Source organism: Polyangiaceae bacterium, assembly GCA_015075635.1.
Taxonomy (GTDB): domain Bacteria; phylum Myxococcota_A; class Polyangia; order Polyangiales; family Polyangiaceae; genus JADJKB01.
Window position 1 is genome coordinate 2,163,418 of sequence record JABTUA010000003.1, and the last position, 21,793, is coordinate 2,185,210.

A 21,793-nucleotide genomic window follows, 5' to 3' on the forward strand; every position below is an offset into this window, starting at 1 on the left:
CGGCAAACGCACAATCGCCGCGGCGCGTCAGCACGGGCCGCGGCGACGTGCTTGCCGGCTCGGCTATTGCGTCGGCTTCAGCAACCCCGGCGGGATCTTCAGGCGTCCGGCGTCGGGCTTGGCCGGCGGCGCCGTCGCGGCGTCCGGGGTCGGGGTGGCGGCCGCGTCCGGCTTGTCGGTGGTCGTCGCGGCGTCCGGCGTCGCGGCGGCCGCGTCGGGCACGGGCACGGAGGCGTCGACGGCGACTACCACGCCGGCGTCCTGGTTCTTCACCTTCTCGAGGTCGATCTTCAGGACCTTGTCGTCCAGGTGCTTGGTGACGATCCAGCCCGGCGAGAGCTGACCCACACCGCTCGGCCAGTCCACCAGCATCCAGTTGCTGTAGCGGGCCTTGCGGTTGACCAACGTGCCCTTCGACAGCGTCGCGATGTGCGAGGTGCTGTCGTCGGCCTCCTTGTAAACCTTGGCGTTGGGGAGGAGCACCACCACGGTGCCGCTCTCGTCCTTCTCCTTGTCGCCGTAGCGCTTGACCTCGTCCTTCTTCTCTTCCTTGGGAGGCTCGGCGCTGGCCGTCGGAGTCGGGGCCGGCGGCGGGGTCGGAGCGGGCGGCGGCGGCTCTTCCTTCTTCTTGCAGGCGAGCAGCGCCCCGATGAGCAGGGCAGCTGAAGCCGTGATCGTCCACTTGTCGAGCTTGCGCATCCGTTCCTCCTCCGTGCGAGGGGCGACGGTAGCAAACAAGCTCGGACAGCGTCGAGCCCAGAAAAGCTGGGCGCTTTGCCTCACTTTTTCGGCGGCGGTGTCGTTTCCGACACGGGCGGGCGCCCCGCGAGGCACTTCTTGATGCCTTCGGTCAGGCTCTGGGGCGCCTCCTTCGGCAGTCGGGGCTGCCCCATCACGTTCACCAGGAGGCGATCCCAGGTGATGCCGCCGTCGGAGCCGAAGCTCATCCAGACGAAGAGCGCGCGACCCTTCACGTTGGCGAACGGCACGCCGGCTCCGCGCCCCCCGAACCAAGCCCGCGAGTCGCTGGAGTTGTTGCGGTTGTCGCCGAGCACCCAGACCTCGCCGGGCTGCACCTGGTAGGGCCCCTGGCGCCCGTCGAAGCGATCGTCCTCGAACAGGGTCAGGTAGCTGTACTCGCCGAGGAACTCCACGAACAGATCGCCCCGCTTGGTGCTGGAGTCCTCGCCCTCCCGGAACTCGTAGGCGCCGACGAAGCAGCTGGGTACGCGCCAACCGTTGATGATCGGGTGCCCCGCCTCGACGCTCAGCACGTCCCCCGGCAGCGCGATGACGCGCTTGATGAAGTCTTGCCGCGGGTTCGCCGGGTTCGGGTCGGGGAACTCGAACACCATCACGTCGCCGTACTTGGGCGGGAGGTCGGGCAAGACCCGGCTCTTCGTGAACGGGATGGTCGGTCCGTACGAGAACTTGTTGACGAAGATGTGGTCCTGGATCTGCAGGGTAGGGAGCATGGACCCGCTGGGGATCTTGAAGGCCTCGACCACGAACGCCCGGAGCAGGAGCGCCACGCCCACGGCGACGCCGATGGACTCGGCGTACTCTCTGAGCTCGCCCTTGCGCCAGCGCCCGAGGTGACGCTCCACGGCCTTGGCCGCCGCGTCGTGGGCCGCCGCGAAGGCGTCGGCGTCGAAGCGCTCGGTTTCCATGGTGTCGCGCAGCTCTTCCAAGCTCTCATCGAGCTTGTCGCGGGCGCTCCGGGGGACGTTGCGCTCGATGGCCTTCTCGTTCTTGTCCCGGATGCGCTCGACCTCGTCGAGCAGGTGCGCGGCCTGCTCGTAACCCCGCCGGAGCTCGGGCGGCACGTCGGGGCGCCCGCCCAAGCCCACGTGGGCGGCGAAGGGCAGGTAGTACCGGAAGTGGTAGAGCAGCATCTCGTACAGCGTGAACAGCACGATGCCGCTCGGGACGGGCTGGTCCTGGACGATGAAGCGCAGCTTGCCGAAGCCGGAGGCGGCCAGCTCTCCGGCCCCGGGCTTGAGCGCCCACACCGTGAGCGCCGCGAGCGCGAGCGGGACCAGGACGAACCAGACGGCCCAGAACAGTGTGCGCGGGAGCTTCGGTGATGACACGGGATGGGCCGACGCCCGACTTCTACTCGTAGGTCCAGAGCGGGGCAAGCAGATGGGCTCTCAGGGCCTCTCGCCCGACTGGACGACGTAGTCGATCTTCGCCGCGCGATCATCGCCGGCCTGGGCCGGCGGGGCGGTGCGACCGACCTGAGCCGAGTGGTCGATGACCAAGTAGTAGACGCCCTTCCGCGCCGGGACGAAGCGCTTCCAGACTTGCCCGGCGACGAGCGCCTCGTCCAGGAGCGGCGCCTGCGGCAAGGCGGCCGCGCCGGGGTGCTTCACGTATTGCTCGATCATCTGATCGCCCAGAAATTTCGGGATCAGGAAGGCGTCCACGCCGGGCGCGCCGTCGATGCTCGCGGTCAGGTAGAGCGCCTGATCGTCGTCGGTGAGCTCGAAGCCGCCGATGAAGTCCATCTGCCCGGTGTGGACCTCCGTGCGGTCGTTCACCAGCGTCACCTTGTCTTCGCTCGAGACCACGAACGGCTTGAAGGGTTTCCTGCCCTTCGGCACGTAGCCCAGGGCGAAGTCGGTCTCGCCCTTGTCGTTGTAGCGGATCACGGTGAAGCCGCGCTGCAGCTGGCCATCGACGATCTGGCGCCCGATCTGGTCCGGCTTCACGTTCAGGATGCTCATGCCCCCGCGGGCCAAGTTGCTCTCGACCATCAGCGTCGTGAAGTTGGTCGAGTCGACTTTGCGGGGCCGGAAGTAGATGTACATCGACCCGTCGTCGTGGAGCTGGAAGTCTGGCGCGTACTCGACCAGCCCGGCGGTGGTGAAGCCGATGCGCCCCGTCAGGTTGGTCCAGCCGTAGCCCTTGCCGGTGTACTGCACGATGATGCTCTTCCGGTGGTCGTCGTCGAGCACCGTCTGGCTACAGGTGTCGGCGAAGAAGCGGCCGGCGACGGGCTGGTCGTCGGAGAGCTTCAGGGGGGCGCCGCGACGGGTCATCTCGAAGCAGAAGCGCTCCAGGCCGAACTTCAGGATGTCGAAGCGCAGCGACTTGTTCTTGGGGTTGTTGATCACCCCCGGGCCGAGCACGGACATCGACGCGGCTCCCAGGGTCTCCTTCTTGGGACAGCCGGAGGTTCCGAACAGGACGAAGCCGAGGGCGATGGCGAGCCAGGCGCGGCGCATGGCCCGCAGCATAGCGTGATTCGTCCGCGCCCCAAGCTGGGCTATACCGGGGCTCTGCCATGGCGAATGCGAGCCACGTCGCGGTCATCGGGGCCGGAGCCTGGGGGACGGCTCTGTCGCTGCTCTTGGCCCAGAAGGGCGACCGCGTCGCGCTCTGGACTTGGCAGGCGGAGCATCGCGACGCGATGCGCGCCGAGCGGGAGAACCGCGCATTCTTCCCCGGCTTCCCGCTGCCGGACGGCGTCGTGCCCACGTCCGACCTCTCCGAAGCGCTCAGCGGCGCGGACCTCGTGGTGCTGGTCGTGCCGTCCGATGCGTTCCGGCGGACCCTCGAGCGCATGCGCCCGCACGTGCCCGAGGGCGTACCGCTGGTCAGCGCGACCAAGGGCATCGAGAACGACACCTTGATGCTGATGAGCGAGATCATCGTGGACGTGCTCGGCCCCGAGGCGAAGGCGCGCTCCACGTTCCTGTCCGGACCGAGCTTCGCCAAGGAGGTCGCGCAGGGCAGCCCGACGAACGTCGTGGTCGCGGGCTTCGAGCACGAGCTCTCCATGGCGGTACAGCACCGCTTCGCCACCGATCGCTTCCGTGTCTACTCGAGCGACGACCCGGTGGGCGTGGAGGTCGGCGGCGCCCTCAAGAACGTCATCGCCATCGCCGCCGGCGCGTGCGACGGCCTCGGCTTCGGGCACAACACCCGCGCCGCGCTGATCACCCGAGGGCTGGCCGAGATCGCGCGCATCGCCATCGCCAAGAGCGGGAACGTGCTGACGCTGGCGGGGCTGGCGGGCATGGGCGACTTGGTGCTCACCTGCACCGGCGAGCTCAGCCGCAACCGCACCGTCGGCTTCGAGATGGGGCGCGGGCGCTCGCTCACGGAGGTGCTGGCGGGCCTCGGGCACGTGGCGGAGGGCGTGAAGACCGCGAAGAGCGCCTATCAGCTGGCGCAGGCCCTCGACGTGGAGTTGCCGATCTGCAACGAGGTGTACCGCGTGCTGTACGAGGGCAAGCAGCCCCTCGAGGCGGTGCGGGACGTATTGACGCGACCGCTGAAGCGGGAGTGGGGTTGATGCCGGGCTGATTTCGCGCCCACTGCCGCCCCCAGCACCCCTCACCCGTTCTGGCGTGGCAGGCCCGTCACGTTGAACATCGCGCCCATGTCGTGGACGTGTCGGAAGCCCGCGCCCTCCAGCAGGTGTTTGGCGTTGGCACTGCGGGCGCCGGAGCGGCAGTAGATGACGATCGGACGCTCCCTCGGTCCGAGCTCGTCGAGGCGTGAGGAGAGCTCCTGAACCGGGACGTTCAGCGCGCCGATGACGTGGTCGTCCGCGAATTCCTGGGGGGTTCGCACGTCCAGCAACAGCGCGCCCTTCGCCACCAGCTCCCCGGCGTTGGGCAGAGAGGTCTTTTGGTCACCCAATAGGAATCGCAGCATCCGGCAATTCTCCTGTCTTTGCGTAGGAGCCGGGGCCCACGCAAAGGATTCGCGTGGTAGATTCCGTCCGAGGCAGGGGCGGCGATGGTCAACGATCCGGAGCAGCTCAACGTGCTCGTCATCGACGATGACGAAGACGTGCGCCGTCTGCTCGCCGACGTGGTCACCGGCCGCGGTCACCAGGCCCTACCGGCGGCCTCCGCGGAGGAGGGCATGGCCCTCCTGCCCATCTGGACCTTCCAGGTTGCCTTTCTCGACCAGGGCTTGCCCGGCATGGAGGGACTCGTGCTCGGGGAGTTCCTGCGCAAGAACAACCCCGACATGACCATCGCCCTGGTCACCGGGGAGGACGAGCCGCGGGTGGAGCGTCTGGCGAGGCACCTGGCCATCACCTTCATTGCCAAGCCCTTCGACGTGAAGCAGATCCAAGCAGTGCTCGACGAGGCCGTGGCAGACGCCCACGTCCGTAGCGTCCGGCGCCATCGTCAAGAGGACACGGACTTCTCCCCGCCCATCGCGCGCTTCGCCGGCGAGATCGAGCAGAGCTTCGAGATGCCCCACCTGCCGGAGCGCATCGCCGAGCGCCTGACCACCACCATCAAGCGCAAGCTCAGTGACTTGCGCTCGGTCGGCCGCTACACCGAACGTGACCGCGTGCTGGCGCTCTCCGGCCTCTTGGCGGCGCGCGTGCTCGGCGTGGACCTGCCCAAGACGCACGCGGGGCACACGCTGTACGAAGAGTACGACGAGATAATGCGGCAGCAGGGGCGACGCACGGAGTTCGAAGACAAGTAGCCGAGGCGTCGGCCGCACACCGAGCCGGCTGCTGGACCGTACCAGCGTGGAGCCGCCAACCCCAGACGCGCGGGTGAACCGGAGGCCGGCTTCGGGCTCGTGTCAGCCGGCGAAGCCGCTCCCAGCCACCAGCGTCGGCGCGAACCCGGGCGTCGCCGACCACGACGGACGCGGCCGAACCACCCAGACTTGACCCTGCCACCCCTATCGGCTGAGCTTTACCCCGTGAGAGCGCAATCGAAGCTTGGAGCTCTAACCGTCGCGCTCTGCGTCGGGCTGGGCGCGGAGCGCGCGGAGGCGCAGTACCCGCAGCCCGCGCCGTACGGTCAGCCACCGGGCTACGGCCAGCCGCCGCCTTACGGTGGGCAGCCGGGGTACGGCCAGCCGCCGCCATACGGAGCGCAGCCGGGCTACGGTCAGCCGCCGGGCTACGGTCAGCCGGGCTACGGTCAGCCGCCGGGCTACGGTCAGCCGCCGGGCCCCGCGCAGCGCTCGAACAAGCGCGGCGACGTCGAGATCGGGTTGCTCTACGCGACCGCCGCACTCTACGGCGTGGGCACCGGGACCTGGCTCTCGACCGAGATCGGCATCGAGGACCCGGGCATCTTCTTGATCCCGCCGGCGCTGCTCGGTGTCGCTGCGCCCGCCGGCGTGTACTTCCTCGACGATCCGGAGATGGATCGCGGCATGCCCGCGGCGATCGCGTCGGGGATGGTGATCGGTGCGGGTGAAGGCATCGGCATCTGGAGCTACCAGTTCGTCACGGCAGACGAAGACGAGGCCTGGGGCTTCAAGGGTCTCGCGCGCGCCACCACGCTCGGCGCGACGATCGGTGGCGTGGCGGGCTTCGCGACCGGGTACTACCTCGAGCCCTCGCCGAAGAGCTCGCTGCTCACCTCGAGCGCAGTGGTCTGGGGCGCGGCCATCGGCACCATGTTCGGCTACGGCGGCTCGGAGGCGGGCGTGGGCTACGGCATCGCCAACGACAGCGCCTCGCTCGGCGGCTTGATTGGCTACAATCTCATGCTCGCGGGCGGGGCAGCGGCCAGCGCCATCTACATCCCGAGCTACGAGCAGGTCGGGTGGATGTGGGCGGGCGCCGGCATCGGTGTGGCCGCCTCGCTGCCGGTGTTCCTGTTCTACGCGGGCGACGACGGCCCGCCGGCCAAGCGCGGCTTCTTGTTCATGGGCACGGCGACGACGCTGGGCATCGCCGCAGGCGCCATCTTCGCCTCGGGCGAGATCGACGAATACGAGATCGGCAAGCGCGACGACGCGCCGCTCGGAAACCGCTTCGCCAGCATCACGACCGTCGGTCCCATGGCCCTTCCGGGCGGTGCAGGGGTGGCCGTGGGCGGGCTCCTGTACTGACGTAGTAAAACCGCCGCGCCTCGACTAACCTGTCAGAAAAGTATGGCTCTGGTCCGCTACTACCCGTCCGACGGCGCGCCGGTCCTGACGCCGCTCCACAAGCCGGTCACGACCATCGGCCGGGCGCTGGACAACGACGTGCGGCTGCCGGACCCGAGCGCGGCGGAGCACCACGCACAGATCGTGTTCGACGGGCGGGACTTCCAGCTGGAGGAGATCGACCGCAACGCCGAGATCCTGATCAACGGCAAGAAGAAGCGCCGGGCACGCCTGGTCAACGGCGACCGCCTGACGCTCGGTCGCGCTCAGCTCGGCTTCAGCATGTTCAGCGAGCCCGGGGCGCCGGCGGAGGAGCGGCCGGACGCCAGCGGCGGAGCGTCGAACGAGCTGATGGGCCTCAGGCGCCTGCAGTCCTTCAGCGAGCGCCTGATGACGTCGAGCTCGGTGGACGACCTGCTCGAGACCCTGCTCGACGACGTGATCGAGCTGACCGGCGCCTCTCGCGGCGTCGTCCTCTTGGTCGAGCCGGGCGAGGGGGACGACCGCCACCCCAGCGTCCGCGCCAGCCGCAACGTGCAGCGCGAGGCGATTCAAGATCCTTCCGGCGCCATCAGCGACAGCATCGTGCGCCAGGTGATCGAGAGCAAGCGCCCGGTCATCGTCAGCGACGCGCTCACGGACACGACGTTCAGCAAGAGCGAGAGCGTGATCGCGCTGAGGCTCTCGAGCGTGATGTGCGTGCCGCTCCTGGCCCAGGGCGAGGTGATCGGCGCGCTCTACGTCGGCAACGACGAGATCAAGCACCTGTTCGACCGGCGCGAGCTGGATCTCCTGAACGTGTTCGGCGCGCAGGCCTCGCTGATCCTCCAGAACGCGATGCTGGTGAGCGCCCTCCGCGCGGACAAGGAGAAGCTCAAGACCGAGCTCCACGACAAACGCTTCGGCGAAATCATCGGCAGCTGCGCCAGCATGCTGGAGGTGTTCCGCAAGCTGCAGAAGGTGGCCGCGACCGACATCAGCGTGATGATCACCGGCGAGACGGGCACGGGCAAAGAGCTGATCGCCCGCGAGCTCCACCGCCGGAGCAACCGCGAGAAGGGGCCCTTCGTCACCGTCAACTGCGGCGCCATCCCCGAGAACCTGATGGAGAGCGAGATGTTCGGCCACGTGAAGGGCGCCTTCACCGGCGCCATCGCGAGCCGTCCCGGCAAGTTCCAGCAGGCCGACGGCGGCACGCTGTTCCTGGACGAGGTGGGCGAGCTCACCCCGCAGCTCCAGGTCAAGCTCCTGCGCGCCATCCAGGAGCGCGTGGTCTACCGCGTCGGGGACAGCCGGCCGGAGAAGTGCGACATCCGCATCATCGCCGCGACCAACCGCAACCTGGAGGAGATGATCAAGACCGGCGAGTTCCGCGAGGACCTCTACTACCGGTTGAACGTCGTCAACATCTGGCTGCCGCCGCTCCGGGAGCGGGCGGACGACATCTTCATCATCGCCAAGGCGCTGCTCAGCAAATACGCCGACGAGCTCGGGAGTCAGGTGCGGGGCTACTCGCCCCAGGCGCTGGCGGCCATCAAGCGCTACACCTGGCCGGGCAACATCCGGCAGCTCGAGAACCGCATCAAGAAGGCGCTCGTGCTGTGCGACAAGTCCCTGCTCGGTCCAGAGGACATGGACCTCGGGCCCGAGGCCATGGAGCCCATCGTTCCGCTCGAGAAGGCGAAGGAAGACTTCCAGCGGCGCTACGTGCTCGAGGTGCTCGAGCGCAACAACGGCAACCGCACGCAGACCGCGCGGGATCTCGGCGTCGATCCGCGGACCATCTTCCGCTACCTGGAGAAGGAGCAGAACCCGATGCCCAGCGGCGCGGGTGGGACGGCCGTCGAGAAGGAGTGAGCGCCATGTTCGCCAAAGCTGGTCTCACGCTGCTCTCGTCCTTTTTGGTCGCGGGCGGATGCCACGGCACGAACGCGCCGCCCCAGTCGGCGCCGCAGCCTCACTCGGCTCCGACCGCGAGCGCGCCACTCACGCCGACCGCCGAACCCCTGCCGCCCGTCGCCCCGGTCTCGCGGGAGGGAAGGATCGAGGACGAGCGCAATACCATCGACGTGTTCCACCGCGTCGCGCCGAGCACGGTCTTCGTGACCCAGAAGCAAGTCGTCGTGGACTGGCTGCAGGGCAAGGCGATGGAGGTCCCGTCCGGCGCGGGCACCGGCTTCCTCTGGGACGACAAGGGCCACGTGGTGACGAACTACCACGTGGTGCGCGACGCGCGCGTCTTGACCGTGACGCTCCAGGATCAGAAGGTCTACCCGGCCAAGCTCGTCGGCAGCGAGCCGCGCAAGGACATCGCGGTGCTGAAGATCGACGCGCCCCGGGACGCGCTCCGCCCGATCACGTTGCCGCCGGCCGCAGACAAGCTGGAGGTGGGGCAGAAGGTCATCGCCATCGGCAACCCCTTCGGGCTCGATCACACGTTGACCACCGGGGTCGTGAGCGCGCTCGGTCGCTCGATGGAAGGCGTGGGAGGCGTCAGCATCCGCGACATGATCCAGACGGACGCCGCCATCAACCCCGGCAACTCCGGGGGACCGCTGCTCGACAGCCGGGGCCACTTGATCGGCATGAACACCATGATCTTCTCCAAGAGCGGCGCCTGGGCGGGGATCGGCTTCGCGGTGCCGGTCGAGACCATCCGCCGCATCGTCCCGGAGCTGGTCAGCAAAGGGCGCGTCGATCAGGTGGGCTTCGGCATCCGCATCGATCCGATGCAGCGCCTGGAGCGGCGCTTCCGCATCGCCGGCGTGGTGGTGCTCGAGGTGCTCCCGGGTACGCCGGCCGAGAAGTCTGGGATTCGCGGGATCACTCAGAGTGAAGAGGGCGTGACCCTGGGCGACGTCATCGTCAAAGTCGCCGACGCGCGCGTCAAGAGCTACGACGACCTGTACAACGCGCTGGACGGCAAGAAACCCGGACAGAAGGTCCGGGTGCGGATCGTGCGTGGCACGGACGAGCTGGAGCTGGTGCTCGAGCTCACGCTCGTGCAGTGAGCCGAGCGCGGACGGACTTGACGCGCCGCGGGCGCGGAGGTCCCTTCCCGTCCATGCCCATCTTGGACTCGGTACTGGACGCGGTGGGCGGGACGCCGCTCGTGCGGCTCTCGCGCATCGGACGTGATCTGCCCTGCGAGCTCTGCGCCAAGCTCGAGTTCATGAACCCCGGCGGCTCGGTCAAGGACCGCATCGGGGTGCGGATGCTGCTCGAGGCCGAGCAGGCCGGACGCATCAAGCCGGGCGACACGCTGATCGAGCCCACCAGCGGCAACACCGGCATCGGGCTGGCGATGGCGGCGGCGGTGAAGGGCTACCGCATGATCATCACGATGCCGGAGAAGATGAGCCGCGAGAAGCAGGTGGTGCTCGAGGCGCTGGGCGCCGAGATCATCCGCACGCCCACCGAGGCGGCTTGGGACGCACCGGACTCCCACATCGGCGTGGCCAAGCGCCTGAAGGAGGTCATCCCGAGCTCGCACATCCTCGACCAATACGGCAACCCGGACAACCCGCTGGCCCACGAGCTCGGGACCGGTCGCGAGATCCTCGACCAGTGCGGCGGCAAGCTCGACGCGGTGGTGATGACGGCGGGAACCGGCGGCACCATCAGTGGCGTGGCCAAGGTGGTGAAGCGCGAGGTCCCGGGCTGCCAGATCATCGGCGTCGATCCGGAGGGTTCCATCTTGGCCGGCCCGGGCGAGATCAAGAGCTACAAGGTCGAGGGCATCGGCTACGACTTCATCCCGGACGTGCTCGACAGGAAGCTGGTGGATCGCTGGGTGAAGAGCAACGACCGTGACAGCTTCCGCATGGCGCGGCAGCTGATCCGCCAGGAGGGCCTCTTGGTGGGCGGTTCGAGCGGGGCGGCGGTCTGGGCGGCGATGCAGGTCGCCAAGGATTTCCCCAAGGGCTCCCGCATCGTCGTGCTCTTGCCGGACTCGATCCGCAACTACCTGTCGAAGTTCGTCGACGACTCCTGGATGCGCCAGCACGGGTTCTTCGACCTGGACTGGGAGATGGGCACCATCGGCGACATCGTGCGGGCGCTCCCGGCGAAGCAGATCATCTGCATCGAGGACGACCGCACCCTGGCCGACGCGGTGGACACGCTGAAGAACCACGGCATCTCGCAGCTGCCGTGCACGAGCCAGGGCCGGCTCTCGGGCATCATCACCGAGACGGACGTGCTCGGCCTCCTCGTCCAAGGGCGCGATCGGAACACGCCGCTGGCGGAGGTCATGGTGCGCAAGATCTCCACCGTCGCCCCCCACGAGGGCGCGGGCGCGCTGCCTCAGATCTTCGAGCGCGGCGAGGTCGCGCTGGTGGTGGACGACGAGCGCCACGTGCAGGCGCTGGTCACCAAGATGGATCTCATCGACTACCTGGCCGCGCGCTCCAAGCTCGGGCCGGCGCGGCCCGGAGCCAAGGCCTGAGGCTCAGGCGTCGTCGGCGGCTAGAGGCTGCGGGCCGGGGACGATCCCAGCCAGATCCGGGTCTTCTCCGGCGGCTTCCGCCGCGCGGGTCTGGGTCTCTTTCTCCGCCTTGCGCTCGCGGCGGCGCTCGGCCTTGTCACGCTGATGCTCTTGTCGCGAGAGCTCTTTCTGTCGCTTCTTGACGCTCGGATTGCCAGCCATTCCGTCCTCCGTGTTTCGTCACTCGTCTCCGTCGGGTGCGGTTCGCGACAGCCACCTCGCTCGGGCAACGACGTAGGCGCGTCGTGCCATGGTCTCGCGGTCGGGCTCCACGCCGCGCGTCGCGGTGCGCGTGCAGCCGCTGACGCGGGCGCGCGCTTCACTCATCGTTCCAGGCCAACCACCGGCGATGGGGCGGCCTTCTCTCTTCAGTGCATCGATGCGGGCTTCCGCCCAAGCTTGCCCGATGGCCTCGACCTCGCGGTCGAGCGCGTCGCGCTGCCGTGAGGCCGTGGCCTTCGAGCTGCTTTCGGCCGCGCCGGGCGGCGCGGCACCGGCCGCACCGCCGCGATCGCGGACGTCTGACATCAGGAGCGGCCCCAGCCGCCGCCGCCACCGCCGAAGCCGCGGCCACCGCCGCCGCCTCCGCCGCCGCCGCTACGCGGACGGCGCTCTTCCGCCTCGTTCACCTTCAGCGCGCGGCCGTCGAGGTCGGCGCCGTTCAGCTGCGCGATGGCGCGCTGGGCGTCGTCCGACGACGCCATGGTGACGAAGCCGAAGCCGCGCGAGCGGCCCGACTCGCGGTCGATGATCAGTTTGGCTTCGGTGACCGAGCCGACCTTCGCGAACACGTCCATCAGGACGTCCTCGGTGGTGTGGAATGCCAGGTTGCCTACGTACAGTCGGTTGCTCATGTGCTTGCTCTCTCGAACCTCGGTTTGATGCGGGCCGACGCATCAGGAACCGAGAACCCAACACGCCGGAGGCAGCTAGTGCTGCCACCACAGGATCGCTGTCGGGGAGTCGACTTTCCGCGATCTCGAGCGAGAGGCAGGCAGGCGGGACCGAAAACGCTGTGACGGACGGGACCCTAGCTCGCATCGCCCGGCAGCGCAACGCGAGTGGCGTTTGTCAGCCGAAACCGCCACCCTTCGGGCACGCGGCGGTCGGCCACACGAGCGTCGGAGTCCACTCCTGGACGAACGCTCTGACGACCAGAGTCAGGTCGGTCGGCTGCGGCGAATTCGAGCCGACCTGCTCCACGGGGACGGGGTCATGGACCACCAGCGAGAGGCACGGGTGACCGGGAGGCAGTCGCGGAGGCGGGAACGGCTCGGCTGTCGAGGCATGCGTGACCGGGAGGCGGTCGCGGAGGCGGGAACGGCTCGGCTGTCGAGGCACCTGTGACCGCAAGAGCAGTCCCGAGAGCAGGAGCAGGCCCAAAAGCAGGACCTGGTGCAGGCCGGCGAGGCCGCAGGCCGAGCCCGGAATCACATTCTGGGTCTTGGCAAGATCAGATCACGGTTGGCCACAGAGAGCTGAGTGTGAAGACCGGCCGGGACCGGCGCTGGCCGTTTGTCTGGTGGGAATGGTCGCGAGGCGTGAGGGCGGTCGGCGGAGCGAGATCAAATCCGCGGAGCGAGATCAAATCCGCGGAGCGTGACTCTCCCCAGATTCAGCCCTAAACGGAAATCGCGTCCTTCCTGAAATCACTCGAAGCGATCTTCACGTTCACGCAGGCCGGGACGCCGGCGGCGAAGGCTGCGTCGAGCGCGGGGCCGAGCTCTTCCGTCCGCTCGACCCAGAAGCCCTTGCCGCCCAGGGCCTCCACGACCTTCTCGTAGTGGGTGTAGTCGAGCTTGGTCGCGATCGCTCGCTCCTCGCCGTACATCATCACCTGGCCGCGGCGGATTTGCGTCCAGCCGGCGTCGTTGCCGATCACGGCGACCACCGGCAGCTTCTGCCGTGCCATCGCCTCGAACTCCATCGCATTCAGGCCGAACGAGCCGTCGCCGTACATGATCACCGTGCGTGACTCGGGCCGCGCGAGGGCAGCGGCCATGGCGTATCCAGGACCGATGCCCAGCGTGCCGAGCGGGCCCGGATCCATCCAGAGCTGCGGCCACTCCAGCGGGATCACGTAGGCCGCGGTGGCGACGAAGTCCCCGCCGTCGCCGATCACGATGTCGCTCTTGCCCAGGCGCTTGCCGACCTCGTGGCACACCCGGAGCGGGTTCGGCGGGTTGCCGTCGCTCTCGATCTCGGCCTTCATCTTGCCGCGCCGCTTGTCCTCCGCGGCGCGCAGCGTCGAAAGCCAGGTCGGCGCCTCCTTGGTCCCCACCGCGTCGAGCAGCTGTCGGAGCACCAGCCCGCTGTCGCCGTGGATGCCCACGTCGATGGCGCGGTTCCTGCCGAGCTCGCCGCCGTCGAGATCGACCTGCACGATCTTGGCGCTGGGGTTCCAGGTGCCCGGGCGGCCGTAGTCCACGCGGAAGTCGAACGGCGTGCCGAACACGAAGATCACGTCGCTCTCCGCCAGGGCCTGCTTGCGCGAGCGCGTGTACAGGCACTCGTGAGCGTAGGGCAGGGCGCCACGGGCCATGCCGTTCAGGAAGAACGGCGCGCGCACCTTCTCGGCGAAGCGGCGCACGATGTCGCGGTCCTCGGACCAGCGCAGCTGCGCGCCGATGACGAAGCTCGGCCGCTCGGCCTGCTTCAGGAGCGCCGCGGCGCGCTCGATGCTGGCCGGATCGCCGCTCGGACGCGGCGGCGGCATCGGGGCCGTGAGCGGCTCTTCGTCCTCGTGCCAGTTCATCAACAGGTCGAGCGGCATCTCCAGGTAGACCGGCCCGGGCAGGTTCGACTGCGCGATGCGGAAAGCGCTGTCGATGTACTCCTTGACCCGGCGGATCTCCGGGATCTGCACGCTCCATTTGCTGATGGGTCGCATCAGCGTGACGGAGTCCATGTCCTGAAGCGAGCCCATGTCGCAGAGCGTCTTCGGGCCAGCGCCGCCGATGCAGATCAGGGGCACGCCCGCGCGCTGCGCGTTGGCGACGGCGGTCACCACGTCGGTGATGCCCGGACCTGCCGTGACCAGGCACACACCCGGCTTGCCCGTCACGCGCGCGTAGCCGTCGGCGCAGTGGCCGGAGGTCTGCTCGTGGCGGGTGTCCACCACGCGGATGCCTTCGTCCAGGCAGCCGTCGTAGATGGCCTGGATGTGGCCGCCGCAGAGCGTGAAGACGTGATCGATGCCGTGCCGCTTGAGCGCCTGGGCGACGAGGCGCCCGCCGTGGACCATGGTCATGGGCCGATGAGCTACAACGCCGTGGCGCCGCCGTCATGCACCGGCGCGGAGCCCCTGCAAGAACGCGGAAATCTCCGTCGTCACGGCCTCGGGCTCTTCGACCGTGGACGAGTGCCCGGCGCGGGGGATGGTCACGAGCTTCGAGCCGGCGATGCCACGCTGGATGCGCTCGGACTGCTCCCGCGGCGTGGCTACGTCCTCGTCGCCGACCAAGATCAGCGTGGGGCAGCGGATGCGCCCGAGCTCTGGGGTCACGTTCTCGCGCTCGAGCACGCCGTTGACCGCGCGCCACACCGATCTCGGCAGCGCCTGGAGGTGGGCGCGCCAGCGCGCGCGCACGGCGGCCTTGTCCGGGTCGGCGAGGAAGCTCCTGCCGAACATGATCGGCATCAGACGGTCCACCAGCATGCGTGCCCCCAGGTAGCGAGCGGTCAGGTTCATCGCGGTGTACTTGGGCACGTTCGCCGCGGGCTCGGGTCCCGCGCTGGTGTCGAGCAGGGTCAAGCTCTTGACCAGCTTCCGTCGCCGCGCCGCGAGGCGCATCCCCACGAAGCCGCCCATGCTCAGGCCGACGAAGTGCACCGGCCCCAGCTCCAGCTTCTCGATCAACAGGGTGGCGTCTCCCGTCAGCGTGCCCATGTCGATTGAGCGCAGATCGCTCGGCGCGCTCTGCCCCTGGCCACGGTGGTCGTAGGCGATGCAGCGGTAGCGTTCGCGCAGCGCCTCGACCTGCGCGGCGAACATCTCGTGACTCATCAGCAGGCCGTGGCTGAAGAGCAGCGTCTCGCCGGAGCTGGCGGTGCCAGTATCGAGGTAGTGGAGCTCGGTGTCGTCGAGTGCGATGCGGGGCATGCGCCCGCGTAGCGCGAGGCTCGCCCCGCAACAATCGTCAGTGCACCGAGCCGACCAACCACGCGAAGGCGGGCACCAGCACCTCTTCTGGAGAGGCGCCGCCGGAGTGGGCGGCGCTGGTGCCGCCGCCGACCGGATCGAGGGTGAAGCCGTGATCGCCGAAGACCAGGGCCAGCGTCCGCGGCGGCAGCTTGAGCAGGTGGCCGGCCAGCGCCTCGGCGGCCTCGTCCGCCAGGTCGTCGAGGCGCTCGGCGAGCGGGCCGCCGGGTACGCTCATGGCGCTCTCGACCAGGTCGAGCTTGAGCACCTCGCGCTGCCCAGCGCGGATGCGCCGGAGCGTGGTGGCCGCCCGTCCGCGGGCGACGGGGATCTCGCTGTCGGTCTCTCCGGTGACCTCCTTCAGGCCCTGCGCTCCCCGCCCGATCAGCTCGAGCTGCATCGCCGTCGTGCTCGGCAGCGCCGACCAGAGCAGGAGCCGCTCGGTCAGCGCGGCGTGCTGGCCGAGCAACGGACGCAGCCGTTCGTTGACGCGCAGGCCGAGGTCGAAGCGCATGCCGTCGACCAGGATCAGCTGCGCCGAGCGCGCGCCGTGCAGGCGCCCGATGCGCAGCGCCAGATCCGGCACGTCGAGCACCATGGTGGGGCGCTTGCCGCGCACGCGGAGGGCGTCGAAGGCCTCGCTGTAGCTGCGCTCGAAGCTCTTGGCCCAAGCCAGGGCGACGGGAGCCGCTTCTTCGCCCGCCACGCCCCGCGCCAGGGCGTCCGAGAGCGGCACGTAGGCGGAGACGAACGTGCGCTCGATCACCGCCAGCGGCTTCGGGCCGCGCGTGCTCTCGAGCTCCTGCACCCAGCGGCGCCACTCCAGGGCCGCGTTGGGGTCGAGGGGTGGATGGCTCTTCTTCGCGGCGGGTTCCGGCTCCGGCTCCGGCTCCGGCGCAGCCGTCGAGGGTTCGACCTCGATGGCTTCCGGAGTGGGCGGCGAGCAGAAGGGCTCGACGGGAGGGGGCGCCATGGACCCGACGTCCTCGCTCGGGGCCTCGGTGGCGAACGCCTCGATCGGATCGACGCTCTCTGCCGGCTCGGCGGGCGCGGCGTCCACAGCGAAGACTCCGGGCGCCTCTTCGGTCACGCTCGGGACGCCCTCCGACGGAGTGCTCTCGTCGGCGAAGATGGCCGCCATGGCCTGCATCAGCGCCTCGGCGTCGTTGACCGGCGCGCAGGTGACGGGCGCGGGGGACGGGGTCGGCTCGCGTTCCTCGCGCACCACGATACGCGCGGCGATCTCGGCCACGGAAGGCGGCACCTCCGAGAGCTCCATGGTCGCCGTGCTGTGCCGCACCTCTGGGGCTGCATTGGGGGAGCTCTGCTCCAAGGAGACGCATCGGTCCCCACCGAGCAGTGACGCGAGCGCGACGGGCTCGCCGTACACCCCTACGGACCGATCGGCGTCCGCGAGGTACAGGTGGACGGGGCGCTCGTGAGTCGCCGCGACCCACCAGCGGAGCACCGCGCTGTCTTCGGCGTCGATGGCACCGGCCAGGTTCGCGATGCCTTCCACGGTGTGCAGCGAGATGGCCAGGCCCTGGCTCCCGACCAAACGCGCGCGGTAGAGCTGGTCGCTCAGCGAGGCGTCGAGGTCGCTCGAGGCGCCGACTCCCGGGGGCGGTGCGCCGCGCCGCTCCAGCTGCTCCTCGACCGCGGACTCGATCAACAGTGCCAGGCGCCCACGCAAGGCCGGCCGCGGCGGCTCGATGGGAACGAGCAGCAGGCCCGAGCTGGTGGCCATCGCCTCGAGCTCGGCCCGCTCGCCGCCGCCCACGAAGCGCACCTCGCCGCGCGAGACGGACGGCTGGTCATTGGTCGGAGTCGCCCACGTCATGCGGGCAGGCATGACCCATGTGCGCTCGATCGGCCCAGTTTCCGGCGGGTCCGCGCGCGGCTAGCCGTTTGTCAAGCGGCATCATCGGAGAATCTGCAGAATTTCCCGAGGAAAATGCCCCGATCCGCGGTTGACGAAGGGGGATCCGATAAATACTCTGAGAGCGGTTCCCTCTGCGGAGCACGAGAGGAGCGCAGTAACGAACTCCTGACAAGCATACGAACCCGGGACGCGATTTCGCGGGTGGAGTGCAGGCCCGGACCTTCTCACCGGGAAGCCGGAAGCCCCGACGAGCGTCCCACCTAGCGGTGCTAGGGGTTCGGGCTACGCAACCAAACTCACGGCTCACGCGGTAAGGAACCCATGAACGGGCTGGCTGAAAAGCTAGCCCGTTCGCCATTTCTAGAGCCCTTCCGTCCGGCCGGGGCCTCGACTACCGTCGGCCCCGATGATTTCCAAGGTCGGGCGGGCTGCCCTGGTCCTGGGGCTCGGTCTGGCGGTGCTCGGCTCTGCCGGGGTCGCCGAGGCCGCGAAGGTCAAAGGCAAGGTGACGGGCTTCCGCGGCCTGGTCAATCCGGTCTGGGACGAGGCGCGCGATCCCAAGAAGCGCGGTTACTCGTTCCGCGAGATCGTGCCGACGGTCAAGCCGGAGTTCCGCCACCTGTTCCCGCACATCCCGAAGGAGCTGTGCATCGTCGCGCTCGCGGAGAGCAAGCAGGCTCCGCAGAAGACGGCGATCTTGATCCGCGTCGGTGGTGGACGGACGACGCCAGTGACCATCGTGGTTCCGCCGGGGCAGCAGCTGCAGTTCCACAACACGGACCCGTTCAAGCACCGGCTGTACGGCGTCGGGGTCTCGACGTTCCAGCCCGGCGACACGATCAAAGGTGCTCGCCGTGATTGGACTGCCTCCACCGCCGGGTCCTTCGAGATCCGCGACGAAGCAGCGCCCAGCCTGCGCATGTGGGTGATCGCCGAGCCCAACGTCGCCGCCATCGCCTACCCGAACCTCAAGGGCGAGTTCGCGCTGACCCTCCCCACCGAAGGCAAGTACACCGTGCAGGCGTACTTCGCGGGCAAGAAGGTCGGACCTGCCGTCGCGGTGGAGGTCAAGGGCGGGGACATCGACATGAAGGAGCCGCTGAAGGTCGCCGAGGAGAAGAAGGCGGAGAAGAAAGCGGACGACAAGGACAAAGAAGCCAAGGACAAAGGCAAGTAATGCTGCTGTCTCGCTTTTGGTACGTGGTTCTGGGGCTTTTGCTCGGCGTCGCAGCGTTCGTGCTGTTCCTGGCCGCGGGCATGTACAACCGCGTCGGTGCCCGGGCGATGGGCGAGGCGCTGTCGTCGGACGCTCAGGTCGTGTCCTGGTACCTCGGCAACGACGCTCGCCAGCGCTCCGCGCAGCTCATCGCGTTCGCGCTGGAGCCGGATGTCGGGAAATTCCTGCAAAAATCCAGCGATTCCGACGCCAAGGTTCCGGACGAAGCTCGGGACAAGGTTGGGGCTGCCCTGCGCGCAGTGAACGCCAAGATCCCGCCGGAGTTCGCCTTCGATGCCGTGTTCGCCGTGGACACTCACGGGCGCGTGGTCGCGCACGTGGGCTACGAGCAGGCGGCGGGCATGGAGGACTTCGAGCTCGGCGGCTATCCGGTGGTCGCCGACGCGCTCCACGGCTTCATCCGTGACGACACCCTGGTGCTCGACCGCATCTACCGCGTGGTGACCCGCCCGGTGGAGGTCGAGGCCGGCTCGATGCCGGCCGGAGCCATCGTCGGAGCGCGCATCATCGACGACAAGTTCGCGCGCGAGCTGTCGAGCCGCACCGGCGCCGCCGTCGCGTTCTACACCAAGGGTCAGCGCGTCGCTGCCGGGGCGCCCGAGGACTTCGACAAGGCGCAACTCGACCAGATCGTGAGCGACCTGGCGAACATCGAGGGAGACGCGGACTACGCGGAGAAGGGGCGCAGCGGCATCCGCACCATCGGCGGGTTGGGTCTCGGCGTGCAGTACACCCGCCTGCCCGGCGAGGCGTGGGAGCTCGGCGCGGGGTACGCGGTGGGTCGGCTCCCAGCGCGCGTGGACGGACCCTTGGGCTTCTTCAAGCAGGCGGACGACAAGGACAAGAAGGGCGTCCCGGTGCCGCTCGTCGCGGGCATCGTGCTCGGGGCCATGGCGTTGGGCCTGATCTTCTCGATCTTCGAGCACAGCCGGCCGCTCGGCATCTTCCGCCGCGAGGCGGCGAAGATGGCCAAGGGCGAGGTGGATCAGCTGGCTCCGAGCAAGTTCCGCGGAATCTACCGCAAGATCGCCTCCGACCTGAACGACGGCGTCGACAAGGTGGCGGCCAAGGGCGGCGTGCCGCGGCGCGCTGCGGATCTGCAGCAGGTGCTCGGCGACCTGCCCGCGGAGCCCCAGATGAGCGCGTTCTCCTTCCCCGGTGACCCCGCGGCGGCGCCGCCGAGTGGGCCGGGCTCCGGACCGATCAGCCTCGAGCCCGAGCCGGTGCTCGCCTCACAGCCGTCGTCGCCGCGGCTGCCCAAGCCACCGCCTCGGCCGGGGGGGGCGCCGCCGCCGCCCCGGGCTGCAACGCCAGCTGCCGTACCGGCAGCGATGGAGACCACGCTGCCGTCGAACGTGGAGATCGCCGCGTCGGCAGGCGCCGGCGAGGCGGCGGAGTGGCGCGCGGTCTACCAGGACTTCGTGGCCCTGAAGCAGCAGTGTGGCGAGAACATCGAAGGCTTCACCTACGAGAAGTTCGAGCAGACGCTGAAGAAGAACCGCGATGCCCTGGTGCAACGCCACGGCGCAGCGAAGGTGAAGTTCAGCGTCTATGTGAAGGACGGCAAAGCCGCGCTCAAGGCGAGCCCGATCAAGGCATGAGGAAGCTCCGGCGAGGGTTGGCCGCTCTGGTTGCGCTCGTTGCGCTGTCGGCGGGCCGTCCGGCTCGCGCCACCGACGTCCAGGAGTTTCCGGAGATCGGCACCGAGCCCCTCGGCCGCGGCGGCGCCTGGGTGGCGCGGGCTTCGAACCCCCTCGCGACCTTCCTGAACCCCGCCGGGCTCGCGGGGCAGGAGAGCGGCGCGCTCGCCAACGTGCACCTGATCTTCAACAAGGTGTGCTTCGAGCGACAAGGTGACGGCGCGAAGATCCGCACCGGCGGCGGCCTCGACTACCCCGAGGTGTGCAACGAGAACACCGGCGCGCCGACGCCGCTGCCGGCTCTGGGAGGCGTGTTCCGCGCCACGGAGAGGCTCGGCATCGGTCTGTCGGTGGCGACGCCCAACGTCTACGGCACGCTGCGCTTCCCCGAGACGGTCGCGATCAAGAACAACGTGGGCGTCACGCAGGAGCTACCGTCACCGCAGCGGTACATGCTCCTGGAACAGGACGGCATCGCGCTCAACATCACGCTGGGCGCGGGCTACGAGGTCCTTCGGGGCCTGCGCATCGGCGCCGGCTTCGTCTGGGGCCTCGCGAAGTACAACCTGTCCAACGCCAACATGAGCATCAACCCGGATCCCGAGGCCGACGGGAGCTGGCTCGATCCGGACACAGCCGACGTGCGGGCGAAGCTCGTCGTGGCCGACTGGTTCATGCCCGGGGCCACGTTCGGCGTCCTCTACTCGCCGCTCAGCACGCTCGACGTCGGCCTGAACGTCATCGTGCAGGATGCCTTCGACGCCCACGGTGATCTGGAGACGAAGGCCAACTACTGGACGAACAACGGCGTCTCGGACAACCCGGTGGTGAGCAACTCCGCCGACGTCGAGGAGGGGCTCGGGCATTTTCGGCTGGCGAACCCGCTCGAAGCACGCATCGGCGCGCGCTTCCACCTGCCGCGGCGCGACGGCGCGGTCCCCGGGGCCGTGCGGGATCCGCTCGTCGACGACGTGTTCGACGTCGAGCTCGACGTCTCTTACACACGGAACAGCGCGTACGACCGCGCCATGCTGCGCTTCCCGGCGTCCCCCGCAGTCCCGGTGCAGGGAACGCCCGGCGCCGTGCCGCAGAACAACGACATCGACTTCAAGGTGAAGGGCGACACCATCGGCCTCCGGCTGGGCGGCGACTTCGTGGTGCTCCCGGGGCAGCTCGCTGCGCGAGCCGGCGCCTTCTTCGAGCCCGACGCCCAGAACGAGCAGTACGCCAACGTCTCGTTCCTGGCCAGCCAGCGCATCGGCTTGGCCCTCGGCGGGACCTACCGCGTCGCGATGATCGACATCGAGGCGGCGTACATGCACATCTTCGTCACCGAGATCGACAACGGAGACCGGGGCAAGCTCTTGGTCGTGAGCGGTGACGCCAAGGGCGGGGCGTTTCGTTCGCCCTACGGCATCAACAGCGGGCGCTTCCGGCAGAGCGCGAACGTGTTCTCGGTCGGGGCGACGGCCAGGTTCTAGTCTCGGAGATTTGCGCAACGACGCCACGGCGCCACGACGCCACGTAGAGAAGA

Annotated in this window: 18 protein-coding genes, 1 other RNA gene and 1 pseudogene; 10 read left to right on the plus strand and 10 right to left on the minus strand. The window is 68.9% G+C overall.

Annotated elements, in window-relative coordinates:
• Positions 1-63: 63 nt before the first annotated feature.
• From HS104_40385 to HS104_40395, 3 genes are all read right to left on the minus strand, one after another.
• Positions 64-699, minus strand: coding sequence for a hypothetical protein (locus tag HS104_40385; GenBank protein MBE7486217.1), 636 nt, complete (start codon positions 697-699; stop codon positions 64-66).
• An 80-nt stretch (positions 700-779) separates the two neighbouring features.
• On the minus strand, positions 780-2,093 hold the full coding sequence (gene lepB, locus HS104_40390; GenBank protein MBE7486218.1) for a signal peptidase I: 1,314 nt from the start codon (positions 2,091-2,093) through the stop codon (positions 780-782).
• A gap of 60 nt (positions 2,094-2,153) precedes the next feature.
• The gene (locus HS104_40395) at positions 2,154-3,230 is read right to left on the minus strand and encodes a hypothetical protein (GenBank protein MBE7486219.1); all 1,077 of its coding nucleotides are present in this window, start codon (positions 3,228-3,230) and stop codon (positions 2,154-2,156) included.
• A gap of 59 nt (positions 3,231-3,289) precedes the next feature.
• Between HS104_40395 and HS104_40400 the strand changes: the two genes are divergently transcribed.
• Positions 3,290-4,303, plus strand: a complete 1,014-nt coding sequence (locus HS104_40400) for an NAD(P)-dependent glycerol-3-phosphate dehydrogenase (GenBank protein ID MBE7486220.1) — start codon at positions 3,290-3,292, stop codon at positions 4,301-4,303.
• 41 nt (positions 4,304-4,344) lie between these two features.
• On the opposite strand, the gene HS104_40405 is transcribed toward HS104_40400, so the two are convergent.
• Positions 4,345-4,668, minus strand: a complete 324-nt coding sequence (locus HS104_40405; GenBank protein MBE7486221.1) for a rhodanese-like domain-containing protein — start codon at positions 4,666-4,668, stop codon at positions 4,345-4,347.
• Between the two features lie 84 nt (positions 4,669-4,752).
• Here HS104_40405 and HS104_40410 point away from each other — a divergent pair, with 84 nt between their 5' ends.
• The 5 genes and pseudogenes from HS104_40410 to HS104_40430 all read left to right on the plus strand — a co-directional run bounded on the left by HS104_40410 (position 4,753) and on the right by HS104_40430 (position 11,320).
• Complete coding sequence (locus HS104_40410; GenBank protein MBE7486222.1) at positions 4,753-5,463, plus strand: response regulator; 711 nt, start codon at positions 4,753-4,755, stop codon at positions 5,461-5,463.
• Between the two features lie 276 nt (positions 5,464-5,739).
• Positions 5,740-5,937 (plus strand): annotated as a pseudogene (locus HS104_40415) (hypothetical protein).
• Between the two features lie 939 nt (positions 5,938-6,876).
• Positions 6,877-8,730, plus strand: coding sequence for a sigma 54-interacting transcriptional regulator (locus tag HS104_40420; GenBank protein ID MBE7486223.1), 1,854 nt, complete (start codon positions 6,877-6,879; stop codon positions 8,728-8,730).
• A gap of 5 nt (positions 8,731-8,735) precedes the next feature.
• On the plus strand, positions 8,736-9,884 hold the full coding sequence (locus HS104_40425) for a trypsin-like peptidase domain-containing protein (GenBank protein ID MBE7486224.1): 1,149 nt from the start codon (positions 8,736-8,738) through the stop codon (positions 9,882-9,884).
• 53 nt (positions 9,885-9,937) lie between these two features.
• On the plus strand, positions 9,938-11,320 hold the full coding sequence (locus tag HS104_40430; GenBank protein ID MBE7486225.1) for a cystathionine beta-synthase: 1,383 nt from the start codon (positions 9,938-9,940) through the stop codon (positions 11,318-11,320).
• Positions 11,321-11,323: 3 nt separating this feature from the next.
• On the opposite strand, the gene HS104_40435 is transcribed toward HS104_40430, so the two are convergent.
• The 6 genes from HS104_40435 to HS104_40460 form a co-directional block, all read right to left on the minus strand.
• Positions 11,324-11,521: a hypothetical protein gene (locus HS104_40435; protein ID MBE7486226.1), complete on the minus strand. Its 198-nt coding sequence runs from the start codon at positions 11,519-11,521 to the stop codon at positions 11,324-11,326.
• Between the two features lie 18 nt (positions 11,522-11,539).
• The gene (locus tag HS104_40440; protein ID MBE7486227.1) at positions 11,540-11,887 is read right to left on the minus strand and encodes a hypothetical protein; all 348 of its coding nucleotides are present in this window, start codon (positions 11,885-11,887) and stop codon (positions 11,540-11,542) included.
• Positions 11,887-12,213: an RNA-binding protein gene (locus HS104_40445; protein ID MBE7486228.1), complete on the minus strand. Its 327-nt coding sequence runs from the start codon at positions 12,211-12,213 to the stop codon at positions 11,887-11,889. The genes HS104_40440 and HS104_40445 overlap by 1 nt, the downstream gene beginning before the upstream one ends.
• A 767-nt stretch (positions 12,214-12,980) precedes the next feature.
• Positions 12,981-14,609, minus strand: coding sequence for an acetolactate synthase (locus HS104_40450; GenBank protein ID MBE7486229.1), 1,629 nt, complete (start codon positions 14,607-14,609; stop codon positions 12,981-12,983).
• A 33-nt stretch (positions 14,610-14,642) separates the two neighbouring features.
• Entirely contained in the window at positions 14,643-15,461 is an 819-nt protein-coding gene (locus HS104_40455; GenBank protein ID MBE7486230.1) for an alpha/beta fold hydrolase, read from the minus strand.
• Between the two features lie 37 nt (positions 15,462-15,498).
• A complete protein-coding gene (locus HS104_40460; GenBank protein ID MBE7486231.1) occupies positions 15,499-17,340 on the minus strand; it encodes a hypothetical protein in 1,842 nt (613 codons plus the stop codon).
• Positions 17,341-17,507: 167 nt separating this feature from the next.
• Between HS104_40460 and ssrS the strand changes: the two genes are divergently transcribed.
• The 4 genes from ssrS to HS104_40480 all read left to right on the plus strand — a co-directional run bounded on the left by ssrS (position 17,508) and on the right by HS104_40480 (position 21,740).
• Positions 17,508-17,700, plus strand: a non-coding RNA gene (gene ssrS / locus HS104_40465) — 6S RNA.
• A gap of 88 nt (positions 17,701-17,788) precedes the next feature.
• Positions 17,789-18,559, plus strand: coding sequence for a hypothetical protein (locus tag HS104_40470; protein ID MBE7486232.1), 771 nt, complete (start codon positions 17,789-17,791; stop codon positions 18,557-18,559).
• Entirely contained in the window at positions 18,559-20,220 is a 1,662-nt protein-coding gene (locus HS104_40475; GenBank protein ID MBE7486233.1) for a hypothetical protein, read from the plus strand. Before HS104_40470 ends, HS104_40475 begins: the two co-directional genes overlap by 1 nt.
• Before the next feature lie 17 nt (positions 20,221-20,237).
• A complete protein-coding gene (locus HS104_40480; GenBank protein ID MBE7486234.1) occupies positions 20,238-21,740 on the plus strand; it encodes an outer membrane protein transport protein in 1,503 nt (500 codons plus the stop codon).
• The last annotated feature ends 53 nt before the right edge of the window (positions 21,741-21,793 follow it).